Genomic DNA, 12,184 nt, shown 5'->3' with positions numbered 1-12,184 from the left:
TACGGAACCTGAAATGACCGATCTGCAACAGGGTGGAAATGCGCCTGTGCCGGGCGAGACGCTGACGATCGCCTTCGATTGGACGGCGACGGGACGCGATGTGGAGGCGGATGCGTCGGCCTATCTGCTGACGGCGGCGGGCAAGGTGCGCGGCGACGCCGACATGGTGTTCTATAACCAGCCCGAGGGCGGGTCCGGCGGCATCCGCTTCGTGTCGGGCAGCGGCAAGGGCATGTTCGAGGTCGATCTGCCGCGCCTGCCCGGCGATGTCGAACGGATCGTGTTCTGCGTGACGATCCATGAAGCACAGGCGAAGCGACAGACGCTGGCGCTGCTCGACGGCGCGCGGATCACCGTCGCCCCGCGCGGCGGGTCGCCCGATTTGCACTTCCGGCCGTCGCTGGGCGGCGCGACCGAAGCGGCAATGACGTTCGGCGAATTGTACCGCCGCAACGGCCAGTGGAAGTTCCGCGCGGTGGGGCAGGGTTTCAACGGCGGCCTCGCCCCGCTCGCGCAATCGTTCGGCATCGACGTCGCGGCGGATGCACCGACGGCCCCTTTGGCTCCGGCTCCGGCGCCGGCTGCTCCTCCGCCACCGCCAACACCGCCGCCGAGGGTCAGCCTGAGCAAGGTGACGCTGGAAAAGCCGGGCCAGACGGTCAGTCTCGAAAAGCGTGGCAACAGCTTCGGCGAGATAACGGTCAACCTCAACTGGTCGCGGGGACGCAAGGGTATCTTCGGCGGCGGCACCGCGATCGATCTCGACCTCGGCTGCCTGTTCGAACTGGCGGACGGGCGCAAGGGCGTCGTGCAGGCGCTGGGCCGGGCGTTCGGCGCCTTCGCGCAGGCGCCGTTCATCGCGCTGTCGGGCGACGACCGCACCGGCGACGTGTCGCAGGGGGAAACGATGCGGATCAATGGTGCGCAATGGTCGGCGATCCGGCGCATCGCGATATTCGCCAACATCTATGACGGCGTGCCCAACTGGCAGCAGACCGATGGCGTGGTGCTGGTCACGATGCCCGATCAGCCACCGATCGAGGTGCGTATGACCGAAGGACGCAACGATCGCCGCCTGTGCGGGATCGTATTGATCGAAAACGACGCCGGTCGGCTGAAAGTGACGCGCATCGTCGATTACGTCCGCGATCAGCAGGTGCTCGACGAGCAACTCGGCTGGGGCCTGCGATGGGTCGCCGGCCGCAAGGATTGAGCAGCAACCGGGCCAGGACAACCGTCACCAGATTGCCGACAATGGCGGCGCGTCCCGCGTCGACCGGCCAACGGCACCATCTTTCGTAAGCAGGAGAGAATATATGTCGGTCAGTCTTTCCAAGGGTGGCAATGTCAGCCTTTCCAAGGAAGAACCCAACCTGACCCGGATCCTGATCGGGCTGGGCTGGGACACCCGTACCACCGACGGCGCGGACTTCGACCTCGACGCCAGCGCGTTCCTGCTTGCGGCGGGGGACCGGGTGCGCGGCGACAGCGATTTCATCTTCTACAACAACCTTAAATCCAGCGACGGCTCGCTCGAACACACCGGCGACAACCGCACCGGAGAGGGCGATGGCGACGACGAGGCGCTGAAGGTGGAGCTTGCCCGCGTTCCCGCCGACGTGCAGAAGATCGCGGTGGCCGTGACGATCCACGAGGGCGAGGCCCGGCGGCAGAGCTTCGGCATGGTCTCCAACGCCTTCATCCGCATCGTCAACGACGAGACGGGCCGCGAGCTGTCGCGTTACGACCTTGCCGAGGATGCTTCGACCGAAACCGCGATGATCTTCGGCGAAGTCTATCGCCACAACGGCGAATGGAAATTCCGTGCCGTGGGGCAGGGGTACAAGGGCGGGCTGGCCCCGCTGGCGAAGAATTTCGGCGTCAATATCGGCTGAACCAATCGAGAAGGAACGGATCATGGCAGTTTCACTTTCCAAGGGCGGCAACGTCAGCCTCAGCAAGGAGGCACCGGGCCTCAAGGCCGTACGTGTCGGTCTCGGCTGGGACACGCGCGTCACCGACGGCAGCGGCTTCGACCTCGACGCCAGCGTCTTTCTGCTGAACGAAGGCGGCAAGGTCCGCTCGGACGCCGACTTCGTCTTCTATAACAACAAGGAAGGCGGCAGCGGCTCGGTCGTCCATCAGGGCGACAACACGACCGGCGAAGGTAGCGGCGACGACGAAGTGGTCGCGGTTTCGCTCGATCAGGTGCCGACCGACATCGCCAAGATGAGCTTCGCCGTGACGATCCACGATGCGGACGGGCGCAAGCAGAATTTCGGCATGGTGTCGAACGCCTATATCCGCGTGCTCAACGCCGATGGCGGGACGGAGATCGCGCGGTACGACCTGTCGGAGGACGCATCGACCGAAACGGCGATGATCTTCGGCGACCTGTATCGACATAATGGCGAATGGAAGTTCAAGGCGATCGGGCAGGGCTTTGCCGGCGGGCTGGGACCGCTGGCGCGGTCGCTCGGCGTCAACGTCTGACCGTACGATAGCACCCGCGATGCGCGATCTCGTCGCGGGTGAACGTGCGCCCATCGCCGGCACGGCGCTGTTCGTGCTCGCCGCCGGCGGGGGCGATCCGCCGACCCTCGCGCTGATCGCGCTGGAGGCGGATCGCCGGGCGTCGCCGTCGTTTCCGCCGATTGATTCGATGACCCGCGAATTGCGTCCGGCTGCGCAGTTCGAGGATGCGGGACGATTGCGGATTGATACGGCGGATATGCCGGCGGTGGTCGAACGGCTGCTGCTGGTCGCGTTCGATCGTGGCGGTCGACCGATCGGGCGGCGCGTGACGATCGAAACCGGCGCTCTGCGCTTCTCGGTCGATCTGGCGGATAGGGCCGACGCGGCGGTGATCCTGATCGAATGCTATCGGCATCAGGGCGCGTGGCGGATCGCGGCCAACGGGCAGGGGTTCGCGATCGGGCTGGTCGCGATCGCGGCGGCGCACGGCATCGATCGCGCATGGGCGGAACGGCTGAACCCGCGACTGGAACCCGGCCGCGACGACCGGACCGATCACGGCGGCGACCGTCCGTCACGTAGCGGCGCATCCAGCGGCAGCGGCGTCGCGATCGAACGCAACCACATCCTGACCAACGCGCATGTCGTGGACGGTGCGCAATCGGTGCAGATTCAGGCCGGCGGCGGTCGGTCGCTGTCGGCGGAAACCGTTTTTGCGGACGCGCGCAACGATCTTGCGCTGCTGCGCATCGACACGCCGTTGCCCGGCATCGCGCAGTTTCGCGGCGAGATCGGACTGCATCTGGGGGAGGATGTCGTCGCGCTGGGCTTTCCGCTGCAAGGACTGCTCGGCACCGGTCCGCAGGCGAGCGCGGGCAACATCGCGGCGCTGTGCGGCATCGGCAACGACAGCAGCCTGTTCCAGTTCACCGCACCGATCGCGAGTGGTAACAGCGGGGGGCCGATCCTCGACATGAGCGGCCATCTGATCGGTCTGGTCTGTTCGTCGCTCAACCTCGATCACATCCGGCGGTCGGGCGGAAGCGCGGAAAACATCAATTTCGGCATCAAGGGTACGATGATTCTCAGTTTCCTCGATGCGTTCGGCATAGAGCCGCAGATGGCGCGCGACACCGCCGCGATCGGCCGCGCCGCCGTGGTGCGGCAGGCCCGTGAAGCGATCGTACGGATCACCTGCACGTGCTGACGACCACGACGAAATCGCGGGCCGTCGAACTGCCAACCGGTCGGCTCGACATCGTGGTCGAGGAATCCTGTTGGCCGCTCGACGACCTGTGTGCCTTTGCCGCGCGGGAAAATCCACGGCGCGGGTTTCTGGTCGTGTCGCGCGTCCTCGGTCGCCATTTGCCCACGACGCCGCAGACGATGCGCCGCAGCGTGCGCGATCTGGCGGCGCGTATTCCCGACGACCTGCCGGGACCGGTGATGGTGATCGGACTGGCCGAAACCGCGATCTGCCTCGGCCAGACGGTCCACGAGGAACTTCGACGGGCAAGTGGCCGCGACGATATCCACTTCCTTCATTCGACGCGGCAACTGCTCGACCATCCCTTGCTGTGCCGTTTCGAAGAACCGCACAGCCATGCGTCGGCGCATTTGATCTACCGCCCCGACCTGCCCGAACCACGATCGCTGGTGATCGTCGACGACGAGGTCTCGACCGGCACCACCCTGTCCAACCTCGCCAGCGCGCTGGCCGATGCGTGGCCGGGGATCGCGGCGATCGTCGTCGCGACGCTGACCGACTGGTCGGTCGGGCGCGACTGGCTGACGCGCATGCCTCGCCCGACGCGGATCGCCGCGCTGCTCCACGGTCGGCTCGACTGGACGCAAGGGGCTGTGGTCGCGGCGGACGCCGCGTTCGACATGGCCGCCGCGTCGCTCGGCCGGATGGCGACGCATCGCAACGTCGGCCGGTTGGGTATCGACGCACCCGTCGCGCCGCCGCCGGTAACGGTCGTGCCGCCGGTCGCCGGCCCGTTGCGCATCGTCGGCACCGGCGAATTCACCTATCTCCCCTTCCGCCTTGCCGAACAGCTTGCCGATGCCGGCGCCGACGTGGTGGTGCAGGCGACCAGCCGCAGCCCGGCACGACTTGGCGGAGCGATGGCGAGCAAGCTCTGCTTTGCGGACAATTATGGAACCGGCGTGCCCAATTACCTCTACAACGCCGATCCCGCCGACGGGCGGACCAACTGGATCGCGCACGAAACGGGGGCGGGGAGCATCGATCCCGCGCTGGTCGCCGCGCTGGGCGCGACGCTGATCGGATGGGCGGCATGATCCGCGCGATCGCGCTCGTCGATCTCGACGACACGCTGTTCCAGACGTTGCGCAAATGCCCGCCCGACGTGCCGGTCGAACGGCTGACCGCGCTGGGCTTTGCGGCGGACGGATCGCCGCTCAGCTATGCGACGCCGCGACAGATGCAGTTTCTGGACTGGCTGGCGGAGACGACGCATCTGGTGCCCGTCACCGCGCGCAGTCTCGACGCGTTGCGCCGTGCGCGGATTCCGTTCACCGCCGCGATCTGTGCGCATGGCGGGGTGATCCTCGACGATGCCGGTGAAGTGGACGACGGCTGGGCGACCATAATCGCCACGCGAGCCGCCGAACACGTCGAAATGCTTTCCGATCTGGTCGCCGCGATCGCCACCGAAGCGCGCGGACAGGGCGTCGCCATCAACGCGCGCGTCCTGAAGGAAGGCGATCTTTCGCTCTACACGCTGGCCAAGCACGCCGATGCCGATGCCGACGCGCTGTTCGCGGTGGTCGACGCGGCGGTGCCGTCGCTCCCCACCGGCTGGACCGATCACCGCAACGGTAACAATGTCGCGCTGATGCCGCCCTATCTGGGGAAGGCGCATGCGGTGGCGCACATCCTGCCCGAACTTCGCGCGCGCTTTCCCGATGCGCCGGTGATCGGGATCGGCGACAGCCTGACCGACGCGCCGTTCATGGGGCTGTGCGATTTCGCGATGATGCCGACGCGGTCGCAACTGGCGGGCGGAATGTTCGATGCCCGCTGAGGCCCGCGCCAGCGTCGCCATTCCCTTTTCGGGCAGCTACGATCCCGCCGACGTCACCTTCCTGCTCAGGCCGGTGACGATGGCGGCGACCTCGGTCGTGGAGAAGGAGGCGGCGATCCAGTCCGGCCGGCGGCATTATTCGGAGATGATCGCCCCCGAAACGCTGCCCGACGACGCGTATCTGGCACTCTACCACGCCGCACTGGCGCGCAATGGCGATCGGCTGGCGCTGGACGTTGCGAGCCTTGCCGCGCACCTCGCGGCTTCCCGGCCGGGCCGCGAGATCGTGATCGTATCGCTCGCGCGTGCCGGTACGCCGATCGGGGTGCTGCTCGCCCGGACCTTGCGCGCGCATGGCCATCGCGCGCATCATTATTCGATCAGCATCATTCGGGATCGCGGCATCGATCGCGTCGCGCTGGCGCATATCGCCGCCCGGCATGATCCGGCCGATGCGGTGTTCGTCGACGGATGGACCGGCAAGGGCGCGATCGCCGGTGAGCTGCGCGACGCGCTTGCCGACCGGCCGTTCGGCTTTGTCGCGCGCCTCGCGGTCATCGCCGATCCCGCCGGACAGGCGGACATCGCCGCCACCGACGACGACTATCTCATCGCATCGGGGCTGCTCAACGGCGTCGTCTCCGGGCTGGTCAGCCGGTCGATCCTCAACGCGAATGTCGTCGGGGAGGGTAATTTCCACGCCTGCGTCACCTATCCGCAATTTGCCCATGCCGATCTGTCGCAGGCGTTTGTCGACGCCATCGCGCCGCGCGCTGCGGTGGCAGTGCCGCTGTCGATTGCCGGTCACGCCGCGCGCCGTCCGGCCTTGAAAGCGGGCTGCGAGACGATGATGGGCAGCCTGCTCGCCCGCGCCGCGACCCGGGACCGCAACCGTATCAAGCCGGGTATTGCGGAAGCGACGCGCGCGCTGCTGCGCCGGATGCCCGAACGGCTGCTGGTGCGCGATCCATCGGATGCCGACGTCGCGCATCTGCTTCACCTTGCCGCCACCCACGACATTCCGGTGGAACCGCTCAGCGATGCGTCGCACTACCGCGCCGTCGCGATCATTCGCAGCCTCGGGCACGACGCATGACCATGACGGCACCTTCGGCACTGGCGCTCGGCGCGACGCTCTACATGCCCTGTACCCGCGACGACCTTGCCGGATCGCTGCTCGGGCCGCATCGGATCGCCGGCCTGCGCTCGGCGGTGCTGTGCCTGGAGGATGCGGTGCTCGAACGCGATCTGCCGGCGGCGCTCACCCGGCTTGCGGCGTTCCTGCGGACGCTCGCCGCACGCGATGCCAGTTCGGCCGATCCGCTGCTGTTCGTCCGTCCGCGCGACGCCGCGATGCTGGATCATGTGCTGTGCATGCCCGGTGCCGACCGGCTGGCGGGGTTCGTGATTCCGAAGGCGCATGCCGACAGCATGCCGGCCTATCTGGCGCTGCCGCTGCACGACCGTCACCGGTTGATGCCGACGCTGGAAACCCGCGAGGCGTGCGACCCGCACGAGATCCGCCGGCTGCGCGATCAGTTGCTGGCGGTGCAGGATCGCATCCTCGCGCTGCGCATCGGCGGCAACGACCTGCTGCAATCGATGGGGCTGCGTCGCGCGGCGGGGCGCACCGCCTATGCCGGACCGCTGGGCGGGATCATCGGCAATCTTGTCGCCAGCTTTGCGCCATGGGGGTTCGCACTCAGCGCGCCGGTGCTGGAACGGTTCGACGATCCGGGCCTGCTGCGCGCGGAGGTCGCGCTGGACATCGAACATGGGTTGCTGACCAAGACCGCGATCCACCCCGGTCAGATCGCGATCATTCAGGGTGCGCTCGCGGTGCCTGCCGCACAGGCGGAGGAGGCGCGGCTGATGCTCGCCGACGATGCCCCGGCGGTGTTCGCCCGCAACGGCGTGATGTGCGAACCTGCAACGCATCGCCTGTGGGCACGACGACTGCTCGATCGTGTCGCGCTGTACGGGATCGCCGATCCCGACCCCGCCGCCTTACGCCTCATTTCAGGAGCCGAACGATGACAGCATACCGCACGATGATCGACGGACAGGGAAGCGGCGGCGTCCGCTTCGAAGTCTATCAGTTCGTTCGCCAGAGCCATGTGCTGGCCAGCCCCGCGACCACCAGTGCAACCGCGTCCGCCGGCGCGACGACGCCGTCGATCCACCTGCATCCTCCGCATCCCACGACGGCGCGTCAGGTGCGGATCGTGCTGGAGGGCGGCGCGGCGCTGCTCGAACCCGGCGCGCTGCAATATGCGCATGGCAAGCTGCAGGTGGATGTGCAGAAGAATGCGGGCGCGGGCGGTTTCTTCTCGCGTGCGATGACCTCTGCCGGGTCGGGCGAAAGCGCCTTCGCGACGCGCTATGCCGGGCATGGCGAAGTCTGGACCGATGTCACGACCAAGCATTTCATCCTCGCGGCAATGGACGGCCCGCAGGACTCGTTGATCCTCGATGACGGTGCATTCTATGCCTGCGACGCCAATGTCGCGGTATCGACCCACGTCCACCGGTCGGTGCAAGGCATGCTGTCGGGCAACGGCCTGATGCAGCCCAAACTGACCGGGGCGGGCGCGTTCGTGGTCGAATCGCCGGTGCCGGTCGACGAGATCGAGGTCATCGAACTCGATGGGCAGAAGGAACTGATCGTCGATGGCGACCTGATGCTGATGTTCTCGGCCGGACTGCAGGTCGAACTGCGACCGCTGGTGCGCGGCCTGCGCAACGCGATGCGCACCGGCGAAGGGCTGGTCTATGTCTTCAACGGTCGTGGGACGGTGTGGCTGACGCCGACGAAGCGGCTGGGCTAGGGCTTACCGCGACGGATCGTCGTTGCCGTACCGGTGCTCGATGAAGCGCAGATTGTCGGCGAAGCTGTCGATATCGTCTTGCGCGAGCGACCGCGACAGCGTTTCGAGCCGTTCGATCATCCGCTCGAACCCCTGATTCAGGTTGTAGCTTGCCGACCGGCCCGTCCTGCGGAAAATCTCCGCACGGTGCGCGGCGGGAATTTCGGCATAGCTCGTCACCAGCCGGGGGAGATGATCGTCGCGCATCTGGCGCACTTCGGTCAGCGCGGACACCAGCACCGCGTCGTCCTGCGTGCGGGCCTCGATATCGGCAATCAGCGACAGCAACCGGGCGACCAGCGGGCGCGACGCTTCGGGCAGGCGTGCGTCGTCGGGCAGGATGGACGGACGTGACGGCACCGCAGCCGCCGATACCGGTTCGGGCAGGCCCGACGGCGGCGGTGGCGGTCCGCCGAGCCATGTTACCAATCTGTCGAGAAATCCGGCCAATCCGACGTCCTGTACCAGCGCCTTGCCCGGACACGATAAAGCATCGCATCGGGGCGGCGCTAGAGCGCTTTTGAATCAGGTCGCGTCATCGGCAAGCAGTGCCGGACAGCATGCGATGACGCCCCGGTAAATTTACGGAGCGGGATCCTGCGCAGCGATGGCGCGTCGTGCCTGCGCGATCGCGTCGTCCAGCGCACGATGCAACGCTGGGCGCACATGCCCCTCACGCTCCGCCGCCGCGGCAGTCTGGTCGAGTGCCGCCGCCTGTGCGGCGAGCGAGGCGCTGCCCGTGATCGCACCGCGCGCGGCGATCGCGGTACGCAACGCCGCGATGCTCGTATCGCGGGCACGGCCAAGAGCCTGCAACAGTGCATCATGACTTTCGACCAGCAGGCCCAGTGTCAGGACCCCCTGTTCGGTGACCGCTGCCTGAGTGACGATGTCCTGCTCGCGCGCAAGCAGGCGCGCTGTCGCCACGTCGCGCAGAAAGTCCGCCCGCGCCGGGCGATCGCGGACGATCTCGCGCGCCGCCGCTTCCACGGCGGCGGCGCAGGCGCGGACCAGCGCCAGCGCTTCGGCCAGCGCGTCGGCGGCTGCGCGTAACCGCGTCCGATCCGTCTCGATCCCCAGCAGCGCGCGTGCGACGTTGTCACGCTCACGCTCAAGCTGGCCGACCAGCGCTTCGATCGTCGGGCCGGGTGATGCGACCGGATCGGGAGCGCGTCCGAAAAACGATCGTGGCCGGGGCGGGGGCGCGTCGATATCGCGGGCCAGCGCCTCCAGATTGCGTAGCCCCTGTTCCGACGCCTGCAACAGCGCGACGCCCCGGCCCAGCCGCGCGCTGGCGTCTGCCGCCGATGCGATCGCGCGACGTCCGACCGCATCGATCGCGGGCAGCATGTCGGCATCCGGCATCGCCAGCCATTGCCGCAGCAACGCTCGCGCGTCGGCGCGGAAATCACGGTGCGGTGGCGATGCGGGGGCGGGCACGGGTTCGGGTCTCTCGGCGGATCGACATGGGGCTGCACCTATCATGGTGCCGCGAGCGGCGGTCCGCAATCCGCCGCCGCCGGCAGGATGCGGCGGTCGCGCCACGTGCCTGCCATCGTACCGGCGGCATTTTGACCTTGCGTACGTGAAGCAGCTGACTATGAGATAATGTAACATATCGCGAGGCGGAGCGTCCTGCGTCTTCCAGAAAATCAAGAAAAGGGTAATCGTGCCAGTGTTCAGTATTGCGCGGAAATCAGGGCAGGCACGCTATTCGTCGGTTGCAAGTGCCATGCGCATCGCGTTGTGTGCGATCGCCGTCCCGTATGGGTCGGCTTCCGCGCAGGAAATCGCCGGGCCGGAATTGACGGCGGACGATGAGATCGTCGTGCTCGGTACGCGCAACACGGTGGATCGCACCCTTTCGTCCGATCGCGTGACCGAACGCATGTCGCAGTCGAGCCGATCGATCGAGCGGGACATCCTCGATGCAGCCGGAACGTATCGGCTCAGCGATGCGCTGGAACTGGTCAGCGGCTTCAGCCAGCAGAATAATCGCGGCGGGGTGATCGATAATTTCGCGGTTCGCGGGTTTCTGGGCACGCCGGACGGCGGCGCGGAATATTATGTGAACGGCTTCCTCGCCAACCGCGGCATGGCACCGCCGCGCGATCCCGCTACCACCGAACGGATCGAAGTTCTGAAAGGGCCGGCAGGCGCGCTGTTCGGGGATATCGACCCCGGCGGCCGGGTAAACATCGTGACCAAGGTGCCGCGTTTCACGCCGCATGCCGCCGCCGTCGTCCGGTACGGATCGTTCGATACCCGCCGGATCGAACTGGATGCCACCGGGCCGCTGACCCGAACGCTGGCGGCGCGGATCGTGGTGGCCGGGGAGGACAGCGACGGGTGGCGCGACACCGTTTCGATCCGGCGGCGCGTCGTTTCGCCGTCGCTGACGTGGCAGCCGTCCGACGCGGTGCGGATCACCTACACCGGCGAATTCAGCCGGTTCGATACGCCGTTCGATCGCGGCATTCCGGCGATCGATGGCGACGCGAACGCGCTGCCGCGATCGAATTACTACGGCGAACCGTCGAACGGGATCACCCGGTCGAGCAACGACCAGCATCAGCTCACCGGGTTGGGGGAACTCGGTGGCGGATGGACGCTGAACGGCGGGGTCGTCTGGCGCACGGGAACGCTGAAGGGGCTGTCGGCGGACCAGTCGCGGATCGTCGGTACGGCACTGTGGCGACAGCGCCGGTCGCGCGATTTCCGCGTCGACGATCTGTCGGCACGGCTGGAGCTTGCCGGCCAGCTCGGTCGGCATCGCGTCAGCGTCGGCGTGAAAGGCTATCGTTTCCGCTATGGCGAACGCTGGATGCGGATCAATCCGTCGGTCGACGCGCCCTATGCGATCGATTTGTTCGATCCGGTCTATGGATCGGTCGCCGCACCGCTTCGCCCGTTCACGAATAACGACGAGGATCGCGTTGCGGGCACCGTCTATGTGCAGGACATGTGGGACGTCACCGACCGGCTGACGCTGGTCGGCGGCGCGCGGATCGACCCGTACCGGCAGCAGATCGTGAACAACAACACCGGCAGTAAAGGGCGCGGGGTTGCCGAACCGGTGAACTTCCGCCTTGGCGGTCGGTATCGCGTGACCGACGTGATCGCGGTGCATGCAAACTGGGGTCAGAACTTCTCGTTGAACACCGGCACCGACCGCAACGGCATCGGCTTCGGCCCGGAAACCGGCAGCGGGTATGAAGCTGGCGTCGCCGCCAGCCTGCCCGGCATCGACGTGGCGCTGACATGGTTCGATATCCGAAAGCAGGATATCCTCACGACCGATCCGGTGGACGCCAACTTCCTCGCACCGGTGGGCAGTCTGGCCAGTCGTGGGATCGAACTCGACGCTTCGGTGCGGGTCGGGGACCGGTGGCAGGTCGTGGCGAACTATGCGTGGATCGATGCGCGGGCGGACGACACCGCCTTCCCAGCGCCCGACGTCCTCGGCGTGGCCGAGCATGCGGCCACGTTGCTGGTCGTGCATCGGATACCGACGGCGATCGGCGACTGGCGGTTGAGCGGCGGCGTGGCCTATGTCGGCGACCGCGCCGGATCGCTGACGGCGACGCCACTGGTCCTGCCCGAATATGCGAAAGCGAAAGCGGCCATAGAAGCCCCGCTTGTCAATGGGCTACGGGCGCGGATCGAGGCCGACAACCTGTTCGACGCCCGCTATGCCGCGAGCTCCTACAGCGCGCTGTGGATCTATCCCGGTGCGCCACGGACGGTGCGGGCGTCGCTTAGCTACGAGCTTTGAGGCGGGTTCGTGCGGGG

At 67.2% G+C, this 12,184-nt stretch carries 12 protein-coding genes; 10 read left to right on the top strand and 2 right to left on the bottom strand.

Annotation, left to right across the window (positions count from 1 at the left end):
* Nucleotides 1–13: 13 nt before the first annotated feature.
* The 9 genes from IFT55_RS03105 (at nt 14) to IFT55_RS03065 (ending at nt 8,353) form a co-directional block, all read left to right on the top strand.
* Entirely contained in the window at nt 14–1,213 is a 1,200-nt protein-coding gene (locus IFT55_RS03105) for a TerD family protein (RefSeq protein ID WP_192088985.1), read from the top strand.
* Nucleotides 1,214–1,316: 103 nt separating this feature from the next.
* Nucleotides 1,317–1,895, top strand: coding sequence for a TerD family protein (locus IFT55_RS03100; RefSeq protein WP_192088983.1), 579 nt, complete (start codon nt 1,317–1,319; stop codon nt 1,893–1,895).
* A 22-nt stretch (nt 1,896–1,917) separates the two neighbouring features.
* Nucleotides 1,918–2,493 carry a TerD family protein gene (locus IFT55_RS03095; protein WP_192088981.1) on the top strand — a complete coding sequence of 192 codons (576 nt, stop codon included), beginning with the start codon at nt 1,918–1,920 and terminating at the stop codon, nt 2,491–2,493.
* A 19-nt stretch (nt 2,494–2,512) separates the two neighbouring features.
* The gene (locus IFT55_RS03090; protein WP_192088979.1) at nt 2,513–3,682 is read left to right on the top strand and encodes a trypsin-like peptidase domain-containing protein; all 1,170 of its coding nucleotides are present in this window, start codon (nt 2,513–2,515) and stop codon (nt 3,680–3,682) included.
* On the top strand, nt 3,676–4,779 hold the full coding sequence (locus IFT55_RS03085; RefSeq protein WP_192088977.1) for a phosphoribosyltransferase domain-containing protein: 1,104 nt from the start codon (nt 3,676–3,678) through the stop codon (nt 4,777–4,779). Before IFT55_RS03090 ends, IFT55_RS03085 begins: the two co-directional genes overlap by 7 nt.
* A complete protein-coding gene (locus IFT55_RS03080; protein WP_192088975.1) occupies nt 4,776–5,525 on the top strand; it encodes a hypothetical protein in 750 nt (249 codons plus the stop codon). Before IFT55_RS03085 ends, IFT55_RS03080 begins: the two co-directional genes overlap by 4 nt.
* A complete protein-coding gene (locus tag IFT55_RS03075; protein ID WP_192088973.1) occupies nt 5,515–6,621 on the top strand; it encodes a cysteine protease StiP domain-containing protein in 1,107 nt (368 codons plus the stop codon). The genes IFT55_RS03080 and IFT55_RS03075 overlap by 11 nt, the downstream gene beginning before the upstream one ends.
* Nucleotides 6,622–6,623: 2 nt before the next feature.
* On the top strand, nt 6,624–7,562 hold the full coding sequence (locus IFT55_RS03070) for an HpcH/HpaI aldolase/citrate lyase family protein (protein WP_192088971.1): 939 nt from the start codon (nt 6,624–6,626) through the stop codon (nt 7,560–7,562).
* Entirely contained in the window at nt 7,559–8,353 is a 795-nt protein-coding gene (locus IFT55_RS03065; protein ID WP_192088969.1) for an AIM24 family protein, read from the top strand. The genes IFT55_RS03070 and IFT55_RS03065 overlap by 4 nt, the downstream gene beginning before the upstream one ends.
* Nucleotides 8,354–8,356: 3 nt before the next feature.
* Here the strand turns inward: IFT55_RS03065 and IFT55_RS03060 are convergent, their stop codons facing one another.
* Nucleotides 8,357–8,842 (bottom strand): hypothetical protein, encoded by a 486-nt coding sequence (locus IFT55_RS03060; RefSeq protein WP_249403537.1) that lies wholly within the window; start codon nt 8,840–8,842, stop codon nt 8,357–8,359.
* Nucleotides 8,843–8,974: 132 nt separating this feature from the next.
* The gene (locus IFT55_RS03055; protein ID WP_192088967.1) at nt 8,975–9,832 is read right to left on the bottom strand and encodes a toxic anion resistance protein; all 858 of its coding nucleotides are present in this window, start codon (nt 9,830–9,832) and stop codon (nt 8,975–8,977) included.
* 292 nt (nt 9,833–10,124) lie between these two features.
* On the opposite strand from IFT55_RS03055, the gene IFT55_RS03050 reads away from it, so the two are divergent.
* Nucleotides 10,125–12,167, top strand: a complete 2,043-nt coding sequence (locus tag IFT55_RS03050; protein ID WP_192088965.1) for a TonB-dependent siderophore receptor — start codon at nt 10,125–10,127, stop codon at nt 12,165–12,167.
* The last annotated feature ends 17 nt before the right edge of the window (nt 12,168–12,184 follow it).

It is taken from the genome of Sphingomonas sp. CFBP 13720, assembly GCF_014842075.1.
GTDB lineage: Bacteria > Pseudomonadota > Alphaproteobacteria > Sphingomonadales > Sphingomonadaceae > Sphingomonas.
The sequence above is the reverse complement of the archived record's forward strand: the minus strand, read 5'-3'. Positions and strand labels throughout refer to the sequence as shown.

Bases quoted from the DNA above. Each gene is read 5' to 3' on its own strand.
- IFT55_RS03105 (WP_192088985.1), top strand. From the start codon at position 14: ATGACCGATCTGCAACAGGGTGGAAATGCGCCTGTGCCGGGCGAGACG.
- IFT55_RS03070 (WP_192088971.1), top strand. From the start codon at position 6,624: ATGACGGCACCTTCGGCACTGGCGCTCGGCGCGACGCTCTACATGCCC.
- IFT55_RS03050 (WP_192088965.1), top strand. From the start codon at position 10,125: ATGCGCATCGCGTTGTGTGCGATCGCCGTCCCGTATGGGTCGGCTTCC.
- IFT55_RS03080 (WP_192088975.1), top strand. From the start codon at position 4,776: ATGATCCGCGCGATCGCGCTCGTCGATCTCGACGACACGCTGTTCCAG.
- IFT55_RS03075 (WP_192088973.1), top strand. From the start codon at position 5,515: ATGCCCGCTGAGGCCCGCGCCAGCGTCGCCATTCCCTTTTCGGGCAGC.
- IFT55_RS03100 (WP_192088983.1), top strand. From the start codon at position 1,317: ATGTCGGTCAGTCTTTCCAAGGGTGGCAATGTCAGCCTTTCCAAGGAA.
- IFT55_RS03090 (WP_192088979.1), top strand. From the start codon at position 2,513: ATGCGCGATCTCGTCGCGGGTGAACGTGCGCCCATCGCCGGCACGGCG.
- IFT55_RS03095 (WP_192088981.1), top strand. From the start codon at position 1,918: ATGGCAGTTTCACTTTCCAAGGGCGGCAACGTCAGCCTCAGCAAGGAG.
- IFT55_RS03065 (WP_192088969.1), top strand. From the start codon at position 7,559: ATGACAGCATACCGCACGATGATCGACGGACAGGGAAGCGGCGGCGTC.